Genomic DNA, 17,910 nt, shown 5'->3' on the forward strand with positions numbered 1-17,910 from the left:
AGTCTCACCTCGACGGCAGGTCGCCAGGCGTAGTCGCCTATGTCGGGAATTCGCCGCACCAATTGCCGGCCAGGAGCGTGGCGGGCAGGTATTCGGATTCGACCTCGACCGGGATGCCCTCGTTCCGCGCGAAACAGGCCATGGCGAGCGGAGCAAGGGCGACGAGACCTGAGATACGGGCCGCTCGCCCCTCCTCAGTCCAGTACTCCTTGTGCCACTCCAGAGCTGCGGTGAGGGCCCGATCGAAGCCGGCGTGATCCCCGCGAACGATCCGGTGAAACATCTCCATCGGCGGATACATCAGTTTTCCTGCAGCTTCTGGATGAGTGGCGACTGCCGGGTCCGTACCGTCGATTGCGGCCACCAGCTTCGCGCCGAGGCCGTCACCACCGAGCCAGTAGGTCTGCAGCGAGTCGATCCAGGCGTACTCGAACTCGTCGAACTGCGCATTGTTGTCCCTGAGCAGTGGCAGTGGCACCTGGCACAGCGCCGTGATCCTGTCCCGTTCCCGGCATACCACGGCCAGGTAGAAGGCGGTCAGCCAGGCACCCGGCGTCACGTACTGCTGGGGACCAGTGGCCTGGAGCGTGCGGTCCTCGTGCGCGATCCGGCACCGTACTTGCCCCTCGCCGGTGGTGGCAGCGGCGAACAAGGCGGAGCCAACCTGCATGGTGTCCACCCAGGCATCCCACGTGGGAAAGATCGCCCCCTGCGGATCCGTCAGGCAGCGCACCTTGGCCACCATGAGCGTGGTGTCCAAGGCTTCACCCAAGCCACTCGAATCGGCCTCCAGGCCGCTGATCCACCGCTCCGCGCTCTCCTTGAGTGAGGCGAGCGCTACATCCGCGTTCTCTACTGGGAAGGGATGGCGGGGGATGCGCGAAGTCAAGGCGTCTCTCCTCAGAAGAGCTTGAAGTATTTGAGTACGGCTCCAGCATACGTACCGGTGTTTTCGGAGGCCTGGACGAGGACGTAACGCAGTGTCTTGTCCTTGATGGCATCCTCGATCTCCCGGATGTACTTGGCCTCACCCGGCGATTCGAGTACACGATCCTTCATGTCGGCCACGATGGTGCGGACGTAATCGAGGCTTCCCTGCTTGACCATGAATGTGCCGCCGCTGGGATGGCCATTGCTTTGGCGCCAGTCCAAGGCTCCGTTAGGGCTCTTGGCCTCGACGATCAGTAGGTTGCCGTCCTTGTCCCGCCAGAGCTGGTCGAACCTCTTCGAGCCGTTTGCGGTCTCCGGGAGGTCGGTCAGCTCGTGAGCTCCTTCGAACTCCACCTGCCTGAGCATGTGCCGGCGGGCAGCTTCCTCACCAAGGGCTTCACCGAGCTTACTGTTGTTCGCCGCGCCCTCGCCGAGCACGTTGAAGTTCTCCTGCGCGTGGGCCAGCCCGTATGCGTTGGCGAAACTTGGGTCTTTCTCGAAGAGCTTCTCCCACTTGGTCAGTTCCATACCGGCCATGCGCTTGGCCGCTACCTTGTCCAGGTGCTTGAGGTCGTCGGGCAGGACCGTGGACGGGCCCCGTTCCAAGGTGCCGAGATGGAATCCGCCTGGGTGCGCGTGCGGAATCGAGGACTCGGCCATCCAGCCGCCGCCCGGCTTCTCGACCAGTTTCGGCAGGAGCTGACCATCGACCAGTTCCGCCGCACTGTTCCTATAACCGGGCCCCCACTTGTCGTAGTGCTCGGCACGCCAGATGGGGTCTTCATTGGCCAGTCGGACGTGTTCACGGGTGATCGCCACGCTTTCGGCGGGGGTCCGGTCACTGGCTGGAACATCACGGGCGGCCTCATACTCCGTGCGATGCGTTGCGCGTGTTGCCTCGTCAAGCGGCCCCGACGGTGAGGCGCCAGGAGGGGCGGTGCTGGACGCATGGCCGGATCCGCCCGCGTGACCGCTTCCCGCGCCATCCGGGTGGGAGCCGCCCGCGGATGGACCGTCCGGTCGGCTGACCGGAGACAGATCGCCGGGACGGGAGCCTCGCGAGGCGTTGTCGAGTTCGTTGCGCGGCATGCCGCCCGGGGCTCCACCGCCGGGAGTGTGGTTGCCCTCGCGGCCCAAGCCGTGGGCTCCGTTGTTCACCGCGTGGGACGGGCCGAAAGTGCCGCCTTGGCCGCTATGGGCGACGCCGCCCGTGTAGTCGCCCACCCGCACCCCCGCCCCCACCAGCACCGGCTGCCGTGCCGGGGCCTCCGCGTGGGTGTGGTCCGGGGTGTTCGCGTCGAGGTCGGTTTTGCCGGGTTCGGGGCGGGCTTCTTCGGCGCGTTGGACGAGGTTGCCGTTCTCGTCGTAGAGGTTGCCCTTGAGGTCCGCGTAGGCGGCGCCCTCGTCGAAGGGGTTCTTGACCGTGCCTTCCGGGAGCGCGATCGCTCCCTCGGGGAGTCGGACGGTGCCGTCGGCGAGCCGGATGGCGCCTTCCGGTATTGCCGTGCCCGCGGGGAGGTCGATGGTGCCGTTGGGCAGGCGTACGGCGCCTTCGGGGAGGGTGAAGACGTTGTCGGGCAGGGGCGGGATCTCGATGGTGCCCAGGCCTTTGAGGCCGGTCATGACGTTGCCGATTTTCGTCAGGCCGAAGCCGGCGCCCTTGAAGACGTACGTCATGGGGTCCACGAACCGGCCCACCTTGCCTGCCGTGGACAGGGCCTTCGCGGCCAGGGCGGCCTTGCCGCCCCCTGCGACCGCGCCGCCGGCGCCGCCGGTGAAGACGGTGGTGATCACGTTGAAAGTGACCGCACCGGCTGCCCGGGACGGGTTCTCGCCCCACTCGTCCCAGGCCACCAGGGCCTTGCCCGTCTCCTTCACCGCCGTGCGGGAGTCACGCAGCCATGAGGGCAGGTCCTCGTCCTTCGCCGTCCAGTAGGCGGGTCCCGCCGCGACGGTCATCACGAGCCCTGTGCCGAGCTGGCCGAGGCCCTTCCAGGCCTGGCCAGCCTCTTCCCAGCCGCTGAAGCCCACCAGTGTGCCCAGGCCCTTGATCGTGCCCCAGACCCCGTCGACGAAGAAGCCCTTGGTGAAGTCCCAGGCGTGTTCCCACACCTGCCAGCCCGGGACGGACTCGACGAGCGGATCGCCCCAAGGGAGGCCCTCGGCCTGCTTGAGGGTGTCGGCGTCGAAGCCGTACTGGTGCTTGCTGTCGGAGCCGTCGTTCTTCTTCAGGGGTACGGCGCAGACCAAGGCGGTGATCTTGTTGTGGCAGGTGATCTCCGCGTCCTGGAACGCGGCGAGGGTTTCGGCGATCTCGTCGCGGCGGTGGTTGTTCTCCTCGATCAGGTCACCGTCCTCGCGCCACTTGTCGTCCGCGTTGACCTTCACGAGAAACGCGCCGGCGTCCCGCTTGATCTCCTTCAGCTTCTCGACCAGTGGGTAGACCTCGTCCGAGTACGCGCTCAGTGCACCGGCGATGATCTTGAGGTCGGACTTCAGTGTCCGCCCGGTGTCCGTGACCGGCTTCGTCGTCGCGAACAACTGCTCCGCCTCGGGCGCCTTGTAGAACGCCTGGAGACCGCCGAAGCTGCTGTGGACGTCACCGGTGGCCGTCGCGATGGTCTCGCCCGCCGAGGTCAGCTCGGTGACCTTCACATCGAGGGTTGCCAGGTTCCCCGTGAAGACCGGGATGCCTTCAAGAGGGATCGGTTTGTCATTGTTCACTTGTGGCCCCCGGGGGCGTCCTTCAGCAGGTCCAGCCGCACGGCCTTCGCCGCGTCCTGTGCGTGTTTCGCCGCGTCCAGGTCGCCCGCCAGATACTCGTTGGTGGCCTTCGCCGCCCCGAGCACAGCGGCCTGAATGCGCTCCGACATCGACTTCAGATAGCCCTGGCGCAGTTCCAGGTACTGGCTCAGCCCGGCGGCCACCGGGCCCAGCGTCGGCGCCGACAGCGGCGCTGCGCCCACCGGTACGGGACCCTGGAGCGGCGTGGAGGCCTCCGAGCCCGGTACGGCCGTCCCCGCCGCCGTCGCCGCCTCCGACATCGTCGTGACCAGAGCCGTCAGAGCCTTCTCCAGGTCACCCGCATGCGTGCCGGTGACCTGCAACTGGCCCTGCACCCCCTGTGGCTTGATGTCCCATGCCGCCATGAACGCCCCCACCCCCGTGTACCGATGTCCCACCCTCGCGCCCGCCTCACTGCCCGCGACCGCCGGAGGAACGTTCCTCCCGGACGCCGGTGCGCAGTGGTTCAGCCGATGTTGTCGACCGCGGCCTTCGCTCGCGCGAGCGTCTGCTGCGCGGTGCCGTCGTTCTTCTCCAGCGTCGTCTTCAGCAGGTGGATGATGTTCCTGACCTCCTGCGAAGCGCTCGCCCAGCGCAGTTCCTTGCCGTGGTACTCATCCGCCACACCATCGGCTGCGAAGTCGTTCATCGCGGCCTTCACCTGCGCGTCCCGCGCCGTCATCACCTGCTCCAGCTGCGCGATCACGATCTGGATGTTGCCCTGCGCCTCCGTCGAAGCGCCCGTGTCGTACGAACGACGGTCACCGTCTGCGGCCACAACTCATCACTCCCCGTGAGGATCCCCATGAAAATACGCACGTCACATCTGCGTCCCCGCGCTGCGGGGACGGCAGGTCAGCGGCCCGAGAAACGTGCCGCGTCGAAATTCGCCGCACCCATCTGCGACTTCGCGTTCTCGCCCTGCTCCTGGTCGCCCTCGCCGAACGCCGCGTCCATCCCCGACTGGCCACCGAGCAGAGCCGACAGCGAACCGTTCAGCGCCGCCGTGATCTCGTCCGAGTGCACCTTGAAGGAGTCGAACGCCACTTTGCCCGCACCGTTGAACTTGCCCTCCAGCGGCTGAGCCGCCTGGATCAGCTGACGGATCAGTGTGCCGAGGTCCGTACTGGACGCCTGCGACCGCAAATTCAGATTCGACAGAACCGACGACCCCATGTCGAACTTCATCAGATTTCCCCCGCCAGGTTGAGCGATCGCACGTATGTCTCATTTCTATCAACCAGGACATCGCTGATGCAATCAGTAATCAGGTCACTGTGACCACCCCAATACAGCCCGGTGCCAGCCCCGTCACATGCCCTTCAGATGCCGCGTCAGCCGCTCGAAGTCCTGCCAGCCCGACAGGTCCGAGGGATCACCCCGCAAGGGGTAGTACATCGCGGGACGCACCCTGGGGCCGAGCTGAATGGGAGCTGTGGGCAGGGGAGTACGCCGGGCGCGGTCACCCGGGAGCGCGCGCACCTCGTCGGCCCCGAGTACGAAGGCCAGCGGAACGCCGGGCCCCTCGAAGCGGGGCGGCACCGCCAGATCGCGGCGCGCCTTGCGGAGTTGTACGAGCATCGACTGGAGCCGGTGGCGGGTGGCGAGCACCTCCGCCGCCCGCGGGAGCGCGTCCAGCGGTATCTCCTCGTCGGCGCCGTAGCCGAACGCCAGCGTCACCTCCTCCTCCACCCCCGCCGTCGTACGGGTGACGTGGACGGTGGCGAGCCCGGGCCGGTCGGGGCTGCCGACGACCACGGCCCAGGTCGGCTGCGGGGAACGCTCGAAGGCGACATCCGTGAGGCGCTGTGGTGACCAGGGAAGATTGGCCGGTTCCGCCGTGCCCCACCCAGCCGGAGGCGCTCCGGCGAGCTCGCGCCACACGGCTTCCAGCCCGCCACCGAGCACCAGGCGGTCATCGGCCGGATGCACCGAGCGGAACGTCAGCGCCAACTGCCGCTCTCCCGTGTCGGACACCTCCCCGTAGGACGCGGCGACCAGATTGTCCGGCTCGTCGGCGGTCGCACCCGGTCCCTCCACCGGCGCGAAGATGCCGTCCTGCCAGCGCAGTACGGCACCGGACAGCCCGTCGTAGTAGCCGTCCCGTTCGTCCTGGACGATCCAGCGGGACGGCCACGTCCCCAGGATGTGGCGGACAGCGGGGGAGAGCGTCGTCCCGGGCGGGGCAACGACCTGGAGTCCGAGCCCGGCCTCCGCCGCTGCCCGGTAGGCGTCCGCGAGCCAGGCCGTCAGGGCGACCACCGGACGGTCCTGGATCACGACGGCGACCTTGTCGGTGAGCACGTCGACGGCGGGGACTGCGGCGGCCGGTGTGGGGGCGACACTCAAGCCGTCGGTGGACACCACGGCCAGAGAACGGCCGGCCTCCGGGGGCCAGGCGGAGCCACCGGCCTGGTGGGTGAGCCGGGCGGCGAACGTGCCCGCGATCCGCTCGGCCTCCGCGACACCCGTGGTGGCGCGGGCCTCCGTCCACCAGAACGGGACAGGCGGCGCATCGGCCCCGAGAAGGCGTTCAGCTTCGCCGGCCACCTGGACGAGCAACGGGGCCTCGACGGACACCAGGGGACGCCCCTCGGAGTCGCAGAGCTGTATGACGGCTCCGTCGGCGTGTGTGCCCACCAGCTTGTCGGGACCTCCGGAGAGCAACCCCACGAGCACGCTCCACGGGTCCGGCATGCGGGTGGTGAGGGCGATGACGTCCTTGGTCATGTGGTTCGTTGGGTCCTTCGTGGTGTGGGTGCAGGCAGCTATGCCGGCGTGTACACGGTCTGGATCAGGCGGTTCGTCTGCCCCCTGCGGATCAGCACGCCGCGCCCCGCGGGCTGCTGGGTGGCGTACACCCCCGGGAACAGCTGTCCCTCGCTGCGGTCGCCCGCCATGAGGACGGCCGATGCCCCCGACTCGCGCAGGCCCTGGACCAGTGGCTCGTACATTCCGCGGGAGGCGCCCGCGACCCGTCGTGTCAGCACGAAGTGGAGGCCGATGTCCACCGCGTTCGGGATGTAGGGAAGGAACGGGGACAGGGGCGACTGGCCGGCCGTGGTCAGCACGTCGTAGTCGTCGATGAGGACCACGATCCGTGGGCCGCTGCCCCAGTTGCCGGGTTCCAGGTCCTCGACCCGCGTGCTGTCGTCGGGCAGACGCTTGTCCAGCTCCGTGGCGATACCGGCCGAGAGGCCGGAGCACAGCTTGGCGTTGTACGCGTAGCCGCCCCTGAACTCCTCGGGGATGGTCCCGCGCAGGCTGCGCCGGGGATCCATGACGGCGAAGACCAGCTCGTCCTCGCTGTAACGGTCGATGAGGCCGGCGGCAATCGTCCTGAGGAGGTTGGTCTTCCCGCACTCGCTGTCGCCCATGACCAGCAGGTGCTGGTCATGGGCGAACAGGTCCAGCAGGACGGGCTCCAGCGCGGTCTGGTCCACGCCGATCGGCACCCGCCGTGGTTCGGCGACCGGGCCCGGCAGCAGGTGCTGTTCCAGGACCTGCGGCAGGACCCGCACCGGCTGGGCGACCTCACCGCTCCAGGCGGCGCGGACCGTACGGGTCGCGCGCTCCAGGACCGCGCCCAGGTCCGCGGTGTCGGCGAGCCCGTCCGCACGGGGCAACGCCGCCTGGGCGAAGAGCTTGCCGTCGGTGAGGACGCGGCCGGGCTCGTCGGGGGACAGGGTCTGGGAAAGCTTGCGGTCGACGCTGGACTCGCTCGGGTCGTTCAGCCGCAGTTCGACGCGGGTGCCGAAGGTCGACTGGGTGGCGATGCGCACGTCGTTCCAGCGGAGCATGCCCGCGACGACGTGGATTCCGTAGCCACCACCGCGCTTGAGGATGTCGACCACCGCGTCGTCGAGGTCGTCGAAGTCGTCGCGCAGCGCACCGAATCCGTCGACGACGAGCACGATCTCGGCGGAGGCGAGCTGAGGCAGCCGGCCGGCCGCGTGCAGGGTACGCAACTGCTCGACGGAGTCGATGCCGTACTCACGGAAGAGGTCCTCGCGGGACGCGAGCATGTTCCGCACCTCCTCGACCGTGCGCCCCGCCCGCTCGCGGTCCGCGCGGCCCGCGATGCCGCCGACGTGCGGCAGCCCCGACAGCGCCTGGAGGCCGCCCCCGACCAGGTCGAGGCCGTAGACCCCGACCTCCTGCGGGGTGTGGGTCAGCGCGAGGGAGAGGACGAACGTACGTAGGAGGGTCGTCTTGCCTGACTGCGGGCCCCCGATGAACGCGGCGTGGCCGCCAGCCACGGTGAGGTCCAGGAACCACTGCCCCTGCCACTGCTTCGTAGGGTCGTCGAGCAGGCCGAGGGGCACCTGGAGCGGCCCGCGCCGCTTGGCGAGCTGCATACCGCGCGGGCCGACGTCCAGGGGGCCCGCGACCTTGTCCAGGGTGATCGCGCCGGGCAGCGGCGGCAGCCAGATGCTGCGCACCGGTCCGGCGGCACCTTCCAGCTGTTCCACCACGACGCCCAGCTCGGTGGGCCCGGTCTCGCGGCGTCGCGACACCGACTTCCGAGAGCCGGAATCGTCCGGTGCGGCAAGGGTGTTGAACGCCTCGTACTCAAGGGCGAGCGGCCCCGACTCCTCCTCGTCCGCGCGTTGGACGGGCCCCCGGTAGCCCCCCGACACATAGCTGGCCTTGAAGCGCGTGTAATGGCTGGTGTCGACCTTGAGGTAGCCGAAACCCGGCAGCGGCGGCAGATGGAACGCGTCCGTGGTGTCCAGGACCGTACGCGACTCGTCGGCGGAGAAGGTGCGCAGGCCGAGCCGGTAGGAAAGATAGGTGTCCAGACCCCTGAGCTTGCCCCCCTCGATGCGCTGGCTCGAGAGCAGCAGGTGGACACCGATGGAGCGCCCGATACGGCCGATGGACAGGAAAAGATCGATGAAGTCCGGCTTGGCCGTGAGGAGTTCCCCGAACTCGTCGATCACGACGAACAGATGGGGCAGCGGGTCCAGATCCGGCCGCTTCTCGGCGCGCAGTGCGGCGTAGTCGCCGATGTCCGCGATGTTGCCCGCGTCCTTGAGTGCCTGCTGGCGGCGCTTCACCTCACCGGCGAGGGAGGCGTGGACGCGCTCGACGAGGCCCGCCTGGTTCTCCAGGTTGGTGATGACGCCGGCGACGTGCGGCAGGTTCGCGAACGGTGCGAAGGTCGCACCGCCCTTGTAGTCGACGAGGACCAGGGCGAGGTCCTCCGGCGGGTGCGTGGTGACCAGGGCGAGGACCAGGGTGCGCAGCAGCTCCGACTTCCCGGACCCGGTGGCGCCGACGCACAGGCCGTGCGGGCCCATCCCGAGTTCGGACGACTCCTTCAGGTCCAGGAGCACCGGTTCATGGGAGTCGCTGATCCCGATGGGTACGCGCAGGAAGGCGCGTTCACCACGCGGGGCCCAGAGGCGTGACAGGTCGAGCCGTGCCGTGTCCTCGATGCCGAGCAGGCCGGCGAAGTCGACGGGGCCGGACAGGGGCGCGTCGACGAGCGATTCCGCGGACAGCCGCAGCGGCGCCAGCATGCGGGCCAAGCCCTCTGCGAACGGGATGCCGACCTCGTCCACGGTGCCGTGGGCACTCACCTGTTCCTGCTCCCGCAGGTCGTCGATGACCACGTCGGCGCCCTCCACGGTGATGCGGATGCCGACGTGTCCCGGCTCCTGGACCCGCTGTTCGAGCAGGTGCAGGACGGTCACCCCCATCTCGCGCAGGCCGACGGCGTCATCGGGACGGGGCAGGTCCACGGCGTCCTCACCGTGTCCGTCGGTGACGACGAGCAGCCGGTCCGTCATGGACAGAGCGTCCTTACCCGCTAGACCGCGGCGTACCTCGGCGGCGTAGGAGGCACGGCGGCGGAGCTCCGGACCGAGCTGTCGGGCGAGCTGGGGCGCCGAGGGTGCGATTCGGCGGGCGGCCACCGGCCCGTCGAACTGTTCGGTGTCCAGGAGATGAGGCAGCCACTTGGCCCACTCCCAGTCCGCGACCCGGTCGCCTGGCACCGCGAGCGCCATCGCCACGTCGTCAGGGGCGTGCGTCGCCGCAGCCTGCACGAGGAGGGCGCGGGCGACCCGGAGGCAGTCCTCGCGGGGACCGATGACACTGATGTTGCCGACCCGGTCGAGCGGGACGGTGAGAGGGAGTTCGGTGCCGGTGCGGAAACGGGTCATCAGCGCCGACGCTTCGTTGAGCATGAACAGGTCGGGAGGGGTGAGAACCGACGAGCCCTGATCGGCCACCCTCAGATCGCGTACGGGCATCTCTCCGGTGCCGACCCGCACCCGCAGGAAGTCGGCGTCGACACGGCGCCGCTCCCACAGTCGGGCCGGATCCCGCACGATGTCGTACAGGGCGTGCGGCGGCGGGTTGAGTACATCGGCGCGCTCGCGGCGCGCGCGTTCCTCGCCCGAGAGCTCTTCCCTCAGATCCTCCACATAGGCGAGGTAGGCCTCGCGCTGGGTCCGGCGGGTGCGCTGGGCCTTGCCGCGCTGGGAGAAGAGCAGCGCGACGGAGCCGATGATCGTGACGACGAGGATGATCGCGCCGAGGCCGGCGAACTGGCTGTTGCGGACGACCGTCATCATCACGACCGACGACATGACCCCTGCGACGGGCAACAGCGACATCGCGATGTTGCCCGCCTTCCCCTCGGGGAGGTTGGGCGGGGCCTCGATGGTGCGCGGCTCGGAAGCGGCCGGAGGCCGGGTCGTCCTGGCGGGGCGGTGTATCAGTCGGGTGCTCATGATCGTCCGTCACTCGCGGTCGGGCTCGGGCTCGGCATGGGTCAACGACGCTTCTGGGAGAGCTGGAAGACATCCGCGGCGAGGCGGGTGGCGGCTTGCCGCGTCGACCGGGCGAGCAACTCGGTACGGATGGCACCGCCGGCCGCAAGATGCCGGTCGTACGGCAGGACCTGGACGCCCGCGCCTGTGGACTGCAACCGTTGCGCAGCCTTGCCGAGGTCGATTCCGGCGCGGGGCACCTGTTCGGTGAGCACGACGACCGTACCGTCGATCACATGGCGGGGCAGGCCCTGCATCCATTCGAGCACGTTGTACGTACTCGTGACGCCCTCCAACGTCGCGGGGGCGGTCAGTATCCGGGCCTGCGCGGCGGAGAGCGCGACCCGGGCCACCTCGGCGGGCAGCGTCTCGCAGTCCACGACCGTGACACCGAAGTAGCGCCGCAGGGAGACCATGACACGTTCGTACGCCCTGGTGTCCAGCATCGCCCCGATCCGTCCCTGGCTGCCGGGCAGGAGCCAGGCGTTGTCGGGGAGTTGGACGAGGTAGCCGGTGATGTCGAGCAGGGACATCTGAGGTTCGACGATGTTCGCGACGTCGCCGGTGGTCCAGCGCAGTGACGGGGAGCCGAGCCGTAGCGGCAGGGAGCCGAGCGCCGGATCGGCCTCGACGAGGAGGACCGGGTCCTGCCGGTAGTGCGCGTATGTGGTGCCGAGCAGTGCGGCGACCGTTGTCTTGCCCGCGCCGCCCCGGATGGAGGTGACGGCGATCTGCCGGCCGGTCCTCACGGGCTGCTGGAGCCGCTCGGCGGTGCGGGTGATCTCGGTGACCTCGCGCGCAGCTGACGAGGAAACGATCCGGCGCACGGCCTGCGCGGCGCGCGAGACGAGGGGCTCCCCGTGGCGCGGCTTGCGTATCGCTCCGGTCAGGGCGTCGTCCACCACGGGCCGGGAGTCGGGGGTGTTGCGGTGCGGTCCCCCGCCGGGGGCGTACGACGCAGGCTGCTCCGGCCGCCGAGGTGCGCCGGGTCCGGGCGTTGCCGCGCCCGAACTCTGCGCCGGGCCGCCGGGCGTTGCGAGGTCCGGGCCCTGCGAAGGGGCACCGGCGTCGTGCGCCGCAGCACGGGGGCGCCGCTCACCCTGCTGGGATGCTCCTCCCAGGTCCCGCAGTACATCGCCCTGCCAGTTGTCCGCGTTCGGCATCTCTGCCCTTCTTCTCCGCCGTGGTGCTCCTGTCGGAGCGCCCGCGCGTTGACTCAGAACTTGTCGAGCAGTTGTCCGAACACGCCGAACACGCCGACGGCGAGCGGGAAGAGCCCCACCATGCCGATGGATTCGACCAGGTCAGCCGTGCGCCGGAGCCGGACCCGCACATGGTCGGGAGGCTCGACCGCCAGGACGAACAGCGGGAGTACAGCCGCCGCCACCAGCACCGCGATCGGTCCGACGCCCCCACCGTGCTGCATCCACAGCATCACCAGGCGCACGACGAGGACCGCCGCGGCGGCGAAGAGCGCCACCACTTCCGCGACCAGGGGAAAGGCGCGTGCCCGCGACAGGAGGACCACGGTGACGACCGAGGTGAGCACCACGGTCCACACCGTCTGTGTCTCGGCCCGCGTGATCAGCCAGCCGGCACCGGCGGCGGAGACCGCGGTGGCCAGAGTCGCGAGGGCCAGGCCGCGATGCGTGGCCGCGAGCGCGTTGCCCACCTCATGGCGGCTGACGGAGACGCCGCCCGAGCGGCGGTCGTCGAGCGCGGTCAGTCCCGATGCCATCAGGGCCAACCGGGGCAGCAGACCGAGCAGGACCACGGACAGGACCGCCATGACGGCGCCGAGCCGGGCCGGGTCCGCCAGGGCGGCGGAGACACCCTCCCACACCACGGTGAGCGCGGCGGTCGCAGCGGCACCGATGAGCCCGCCGCGGCCGAGCGGCGAGAAGTAACCGAGCATCACCGACGTCAGGATCACCGCTCCCGCGACAGCGGCGAGACGCAGAGTGCCGGGCCAGTCGTAGGAGTCGGCGGCAGTCCACGCGGTGAGGGTGCCGATCGCGCCGGACAGGAGCAGGAGCGCGGTAGCCAGGCCACGGTTCCCCTGCCCCAGCTTCGCGACGAGGGCGCCGGCCACCAGCAGGACCAGCGTGGTGGCCACGAGGGCGCCGGTCAGAGCGCCGAGCGGGAATTCACGGCGGGCGAGCAGCGCGGCGATCACGGCGAAGACGACGGTCGCCACACCCCCGGTGGCGCGGCGTGCGGCGGGCCGCCAGCGCCAGGCCCGCAGATCGAGGTCGTCGGCCACCTGGTCGGTGACGTCGTGCACCACTGGGGCGGGAGGCGCCGAGTGCGTCCTGACGAGCCGGAGCACCGCGCCGTCGGCTATCCCGGCCGACGCCAGTGTGCTGTCGTGCGGCAGTGCGGAGCCGTCGGACGTCATCAACTGTCGTGTCAGCGGGCGTGAGGCGACCCGGTCGTCGAGCACCTGGAGGATATCCGGGAGCAATTGACCGATCGGAGTGTCAGACGGAAGGACGATGTCGGCCCGGCGCCGTTCGCCGACCAGGGTCACCCGGCTCAGTTCCGTCCGGGACGTTATCGCTGTGGTCACCACTTACGGCAACCTATCATCACGGCTGCGAGAGCTTTCTGCGCTAAAGGTGCGTACCGGAATTCATTGCCATTTCTGCTGTCAATCCGGGGAAAACGCCTGGCACTTCCCTGGATTTCCCTGAGGACTTCCGCCCCTCCTACTGGCCGGCGCGGTCGTACGACTGCGCCTGGCGCTGCTGCTTCTCCTGTTCGGCCTTCTGCTTGTCCAGCGTGTGCTGGAGGAACGACCATCCGACGCACCCCGCGCACATCACCGCCGCGAGGGCGATTCCCGCGAATACCTTCCCGAGCCGCTCGTCCGCCGTGCGCCGCGCTCGCTGTGCGCCGAAGAGCAGCGCGTCGCGCATCCTGCGCCGGCGTACCCCCACCGACTCCAGCAGCTGGCTGTCGTAATCCCGTGCCATGCGTCGTCCGTCGCCTCAGTCGTCCGTAGCGTCAGTCGCGGTCGGTCCGAACATATCGCCCGGCCTTGACGGCGGAGACGAAGGACGACCATCCGGCGGCGGGGATCAGCAGGGCAGGCCCCTGGGGCGACTTGGAGTCACGGACGGGGACGCCGGAGGGGTGGCCGTCCAGGACCTCCAGGCAGCTGCCGCCTTCGTTGCCACTGTGGGTGGACTTGCGCCAGCCGGTCAGCACAGAGGCGTCGGGGAGGGTGCGGTCAGTCACGGTATCCGTAGTCCTTTGCGGTCGACCTCATGAAGGCCAATGACTCCTTGAGCGGCATTGCGTCGCCCAGCGCAACATCGTAGGCGCCTTCGAGTCGGTCGACCATGGCCGGGGAATCGTGCACCTTGCCCACCTGGATGCCTTCCGAATAGGCCACGGGAGGCTGATCCCCGAAGCGCATCAGAGTGAGCATCCCCTGCATGAGCGTGTGCATCCCGAGCCCGAAGGGCAGCACGTAGGCCCGCACGCGCCTTGTCTCCACCAGGCCCACGATGTGCATGATCTGCTCCGCCATGACACCTGGCGCGGAGAGCAGGGGTGCGCGCCTGCGTGCCGTGTCGCGGTGACCGAGGGGCGACCGGGTACGGAAGACGGGGAGGGGGAGCCGTTCGGGCCCTGCGGTCTCGGCCGCCCCGAACGACTCCCCCTGCCAGGTCACCGGTCGCGTCAGGAGCCGGACTGACCGTCCGCGGTGGACAGCTGGTCGGCGTAGACCAGGACGTCCTTGTGGCTGTACTGGATGTTGTACATCTTCTTCGCGCCGATGACGACCTTGCCGCTGGAGGGCAGGAAGTCATCCGTCGGGACGGGAGCCGACGCGGCCACGTAGGACTGCCCGGCCGGGACCGAGTACATGCTCAGCGGGGCCTGGGTGGACGGCGAGGAGTCGGCGGGGTACTCGTCGGCGTCCGGGTAGTTGGTGCCGTACACCTCCGCTGCCTCGTCGCCCGACGGGGTCACGATGGTGGCGTCGGGGGCGGGGACGGTGTTGGCGCCGTCCGGGTTGTCGAACCACAGCTTGCTGCCGCTGAACCAGATGGCGGTCCAGTCACCCTCGCGGCCGGCGACGACGAACTGCTGGCCGGCCTGGGCGGTGGCACCCCAGTCGCTGATCCGGTCGGTACCGGTGCCGTTGTCCGGGTGAATCGTCTGCTCGCCGAACAGTGGTGCGTCGGCCTTGGGCTCGGTGCGCAGCCGGACGAAGTTCGACGCCTGCTTCACGGTGCCGCACTCCTCGGTGGCGCCGCTGCCGTCGTCCTTCGGGCAGACCTCCATGGTCTGCTCGTTGTCGGTGAAGCCCGGCGCGATCGTCACGGCGGAACCGACCTCGCCGACGCCGTGCTCCCCGTCGACCGGGGCGCCGACCAGGTCCATGAAGCGCTGCCAGTCCCAGGACGGTCCCGGATCCCAGTGCTGGTCGTCCACGTACGCGTCAGCGGGAGCGGGCACGTTGTCGTGACCGACGATGTGCTGCCGGTCCAGCGGGATGTCGAACCGCTTGGCCAGGTACTTCACCAGCTCCGCGTTCGACTGGTACTGCGATTCGGTGTACCAGGTGGCACCGTGCGCGGCGTAGCCCTCGTTCTCGATACCGATCGAGTGCAGGTTCGTGGAGTAGTTGCCGGCGTGGAAGCCCAGGTTCTTGGTGGGCACCATCTGGGTCACCGCGCCGTCCGATGACCGCACCACGTAGTGCGCGGAGGTGCTGCTCGCCGGGTCCTGGAACGTGGCGATGGCGGACTCGTAGGACGACTCGGTGTCGTGGATGATGATCCGGTCGATCTTGGCGCCGTTCGCGGGCCGGTCCGAGGCCTGTCCGTTGCCCGCGGCGGCCGGGACGTACGCGCAGTCCAGGGTGGCCGGGCACTCGGTGTCCTCGGTGGACGCAGCGGACAGCTTGAGCTTGTCCAGCTGGGAGGTGGCCGGCTTGGCCCCGTTGTCCGCGGCGAGGCGCATCTTCTGGCCGTCGGCCGTCTTGCGCGTGACGCCCTTCTTCAGGGTCTTGAACACGCGGTCGGCGAACGCGGTCGCGCCCTGACGCTCCGTGGACTGGCTGTAGCGGGCGACCGCTCCGTACCAGTCGTCGGGGTCGTCGGAGGTCTTGCCGTTCAGCTCCTTCTGGTACGAGGCGAGCAGCGCCGCGCCACCGCGGACGTTCGCCGAGGAACTGGTGCGCAGTTCGTCGGACTTGAGGCCCGTCAGTCGCGCCGCGGTCTGGAGTGTGTGCTTGGCCTCGCCCTTGGCGAGTTCCTTGGCCTCCGCGCGTCCGGCGGTGCCCGCGGCTCCGCCGTCGATCATCTTCGCGGTGACGTCGGTCAGATGCATCGGCCCGTAGCCGCCCGAGGCGCTGTGCTGCCCCTGGTGGGTGTCCCAGGCCGACTGCTGGTAGGCGACCGCCATCAGCACCTCCTGGGGCACGTCGTACTCGGCGGCCGCGGCCTCGAATTCCCGCTGCAGCGCGGTGTCCGCGGGGGCGTCACTCTGCGTCGCCTGGGCCACCACCGGTACGACGATGGCTCCGGCCACCACCATGGCCGCTGCGGCTATCGCGACGGGGTGCCGCAGCAGCGCCCGCTTACGGTGCGTGTGGGCGTCTTTTGTCATGAGCTTCCAACTATGTGTGTGGGAGTAATTGGCCAGCCGTTCCTACATGCCGCCGAACCAATCGCAAGTGCCGTGTCCGGTAGGCGTATTGACGACTGATCGCATGTTGTCATATTTGTTATTCGGCCATGCCGACGAGATGTGCAATGAGGGTGTCCTGATTCGGGCGGTGTTCACCATGTGACCGACCGTGTGCGCATGGGCGTTTCAGGGCCGCGCTCAGTGGGGCAGACCCGGCCGTGCGACAGGTGAACCGGCCTGGTCTCCGCGGGCCTGGGCCGGCAGGCCGCCGGGTGGCGTCCATGTGTAGGCGTCGGGGGCGAAGTCCCGCAGGCGCTTGAGGAGCTTGCCGGTCGACCAGGGCCAGCTGAACGTGTTGATGCCCGGCCGGCCGAAGTAGTAGCCGGAGTCGGCCGTGCTGTAGACGGTGGTCCGAAGGGCCTTCTGCACCGCCCTGTGGTGCGCCTCCTCGACGTCGGGCCTGACGTCCAGCGCGGCGAGTTCCCTGGTCCGGAGGTGGGCGAGGGCGGCGGTGACGTAGCCCAACTGCGCCTCCAGGACGGTCGGAACCGCGGTGGTGCCGCTGAGCAGGTTCGGGCCGATGAGGAGGAAGAGGTTGGGGAACCCGCTGACACTGGTGCCCAGATACGCCCGACGGCTCTCGGCCCACGCCGGGGTCGCGGCCAGCGTGGTGCCCTCGCTGCCGTGCAGCCGGTCGGCCAGGGGGATCTCGCCGACGTGGTAGCCGGTGGCCAGGACGATGACGTCGGCGTGTGCGCGGGTGCCGTCGGCCCCGACGACCTCGGAGCCCTCCACGGCGGCAGCACGGGTGGGGTGCAGTCGCACATTGGGCCGGGTCAGGGTCGGGTAGTACGTGTCGGAGGTGATCAGGCGGCGTCCCCCGAGGCGGTAGTCGGGGCTGAGCGCCCGGCGAAGCTCCCGGTCCGGGACCGACGTGCGCAGATGGTGGCGTGCCATCGCTTCGAGCGGTCGTAGCAGACGCGGATGACGAAGAGGGACGGCGATGGCCTCCTGGGTCCGGTGCTGCACGCCGCGTACCGCCCGGCGGGCGGCCGGATGGCGTTCGAGGAAGCGGTGGAAACCGTCCGGGAATGCGAAGTCGGGCTTCGGCAGCACCCACTGGGGTGTGCCCTGGAAGACATCGACGTGAGCGGCCTTCGGCTGGATCTCGGGCAGGAACTGCACGGTGGACGCCCCGGTGCCGACCACCGCGACGCGACGCCCCGTCAGGTCGACGTCGTGGTTCCAGCGGGCGGAGTGGAAGGAGGCGCCGGGAAAGGCATCGAGGCCGGGGAGTTCGGGGTCACGCGGCCGGTGCCAGGGTCCGGTGGCGACGATGAGGGCCCGGGCGGCGTACGCACCGTTCGTGGTCTCCAGGTGCCAGCGGTGCGAGCCCGGCTCCCAACGGGCGCTCACCACCTCGGTGTCGTAGCGGATCGCCTCGTCCACACCGTGCGTGGCGGCGGTGGTTTCCAGATAGTCGAGGATCTCGGACCGGCCGGCGAAGCAGCGGGACCAGGGGTGAGGGGCGAAGGAGTACTCGTACAGCATCGACGGCACATCGCATCCGCACCCGGGGTAGGTGTTGTCGCGCCAGGTCCCGCCGAGGCGCCCCGACTTCTCCAGTACGACGACGTTCTCGATCCCGGCCCGGCGCAGTGCGACCACGGCGGCCACCCCGCTCAGGCCGGCCCCGATGACGACGACCTCCGCTTCCTGACGACTGTCGTTACCTACCCCGGCCACGGCCGCTCCCCACTTGCCTCGC

Annotated in this window: 14 protein-coding genes; all 14 read right to left on the reverse strand. The window is 69.4% G+C overall.

Going from position 1 to position 17,910, the window contains the following annotated elements:
- Positions 1-37: 37 nt before the first annotated feature.
- Positions 38-889, reverse strand: a complete 852-nt coding sequence (locus OG623_RS23030) for an immunity 49 family protein (RefSeq protein ID WP_406148902.1) — start codon at positions 887-889, stop codon at positions 38-40.
- A gap of 11 nt (positions 890-900) precedes the next feature.
- Positions 901-3,654, reverse strand: a complete 2,754-nt coding sequence (locus OG623_RS23035; RefSeq protein WP_406148904.1) for a hypothetical protein — start codon at positions 3,652-3,654, stop codon at positions 901-903.
- A complete protein-coding gene (locus tag OG623_RS23040; protein WP_406148905.1) occupies positions 3,651-4,079 on the reverse strand; it encodes a DUF6507 family protein in 429 nt (142 codons plus the stop codon). Before OG623_RS23040 ends, OG623_RS23035 begins: the two co-directional genes overlap by 4 nt.
- Before the next feature lie 101 nt (positions 4,080-4,180).
- The gene (locus tag OG623_RS23045) at positions 4,181-4,492 is read right to left on the reverse strand and encodes a pore-forming ESAT-6 family protein (protein ID WP_406148906.1); all 312 of its coding nucleotides are present in this window, start codon (positions 4,490-4,492) and stop codon (positions 4,181-4,183) included.
- Between the two features lie 77 nt (positions 4,493-4,569).
- On the reverse strand, positions 4,570-4,902 hold the full coding sequence (locus OG623_RS23050) for a hypothetical protein (protein WP_406148908.1): 333 nt from the start codon (positions 4,900-4,902) through the stop codon (positions 4,570-4,572).
- Between the two features lie 123 nt (positions 4,903-5,025).
- The gene (locus OG623_RS23055; protein ID WP_406148909.1) at positions 5,026-6,444 is read right to left on the reverse strand and encodes a DUF6177 family protein; all 1,419 of its coding nucleotides are present in this window, start codon (positions 6,442-6,444) and stop codon (positions 5,026-5,028) included.
- Between the two features lie 38 nt (positions 6,445-6,482).
- Complete coding sequence (eccCa, locus tag OG623_RS23060) at positions 6,483-10,457, reverse strand: type VII secretion protein EccCa (RefSeq protein WP_406148911.1); 3,975 nt, start codon at positions 10,455-10,457, stop codon at positions 6,483-6,485.
- A gap of 41 nt (positions 10,458-10,498) precedes the next feature.
- Positions 10,499-11,659, reverse strand: coding sequence for a MinD/ParA family protein (locus OG623_RS23065; RefSeq protein ID WP_406148913.1), 1,161 nt, complete (start codon positions 11,657-11,659; stop codon positions 10,499-10,501).
- A 53-nt stretch (positions 11,660-11,712) separates the two neighbouring features.
- Positions 11,713-13,053 (reverse strand): type VII secretion integral membrane protein EccD, encoded by a 1,341-nt coding sequence (gene eccD / locus OG623_RS23070; protein ID WP_406151962.1) that lies wholly within the window; start codon positions 13,051-13,053, stop codon positions 11,713-11,715.
- 151 nt (positions 13,054-13,204) lie between these two features.
- Positions 13,205-13,471, reverse strand: a complete 267-nt coding sequence (locus tag OG623_RS23075; RefSeq protein ID WP_406148915.1) for a hypothetical protein — start codon at positions 13,469-13,471, stop codon at positions 13,205-13,207.
- Between the two features lie 31 nt (positions 13,472-13,502).
- On the reverse strand, positions 13,503-13,736 hold the full coding sequence (locus OG623_RS23080) for a DUF397 domain-containing protein (protein WP_406148917.1): 234 nt from the start codon (positions 13,734-13,736) through the stop codon (positions 13,503-13,505).
- Positions 13,729-14,031, reverse strand: coding sequence for a Scr1 family TA system antitoxin-like transcriptional regulator (locus OG623_RS23085; RefSeq protein WP_406148918.1), 303 nt, complete (start codon positions 14,029-14,031; stop codon positions 13,729-13,731). Before OG623_RS23085 ends, OG623_RS23080 begins: the two co-directional genes overlap by 8 nt.
- Positions 14,032-14,183: 152 nt before the next feature.
- Positions 14,184-16,121 carry an N-acetylmuramoyl-L-alanine amidase gene (locus tag OG623_RS23090; RefSeq protein ID WP_406148919.1) on the reverse strand — a complete coding sequence of 646 codons (1,938 nt, stop codon included), beginning with the start codon at positions 16,119-16,121 and terminating at the stop codon, positions 14,184-14,186.
- A gap of 219 nt (positions 16,122-16,340) precedes the next feature.
- Positions 16,341-17,888 carry a flavin-containing monooxygenase gene (locus OG623_RS23095; RefSeq protein WP_406148921.1) on the reverse strand — a complete coding sequence of 516 codons (1,548 nt, stop codon included), beginning with the start codon at positions 17,886-17,888 and terminating at the stop codon, positions 16,341-16,343.
- Between the last annotated feature and the right edge of the window lie 22 nt (positions 17,889-17,910).

Origin of the sequence: Streptomyces sp. NBC_01012, assembly GCF_045162755.1 — a bacterium.
In the GTDB taxonomy this organism is placed as follows: domain Bacteria; phylum Actinomycetota; class Actinomycetes; order Streptomycetales; family Streptomycetaceae; genus Streptomyces.

Coding starts and splice junctions, on each gene's coding strand:
- OG623_RS23040 (WP_406148905.1), bottom strand. CDS start 4,079: ATGGCGGCATGGGACATCAAGCCACAGGGGGTGCAGGGCCAGTTGCAG.
- OG623_RS23050 (WP_406148908.1), bottom strand. CDS start 4,902: ATGAAGTTCGACATGGGGTCGTCGGTTCTGTCGAATCTGAATTTGCGG.
- OG623_RS23055 (WP_406148909.1), bottom strand. CDS start 6,444: ATGACCAAGGACGTCATCGCCCTCACCACCCGCATGCCGGACCCGTGG.
- eccCa (WP_406148911.1), bottom strand. CDS start 10,457: ATGAGCACCCGACTGATACACCGCCCCGCCAGGACGACCCGGCCTCCG.
- OG623_RS23065 (WP_406148913.1), bottom strand. CDS start 11,659: ATGCCGAACGCGGACAACTGGCAGGGCGATGTACTGCGGGACCTGGGA.
- OG623_RS23075 (WP_406148915.1), bottom strand. CDS start 13,471: ATGGCACGGGATTACGACAGCCAGCTGCTGGAGTCGGTGGGGGTACGC.
- OG623_RS23085 (WP_406148918.1), bottom strand. CDS start 14,031: ATGGCGGAGCAGATCATGCACATCGTGGGCCTGGTGGAGACAAGGCGC.
- OG623_RS23090 (WP_406148919.1), bottom strand. CDS start 16,121: ATGACAAAAGACGCCCACACGCACCGTAAGCGGGCGCTGCTGCGGCAC.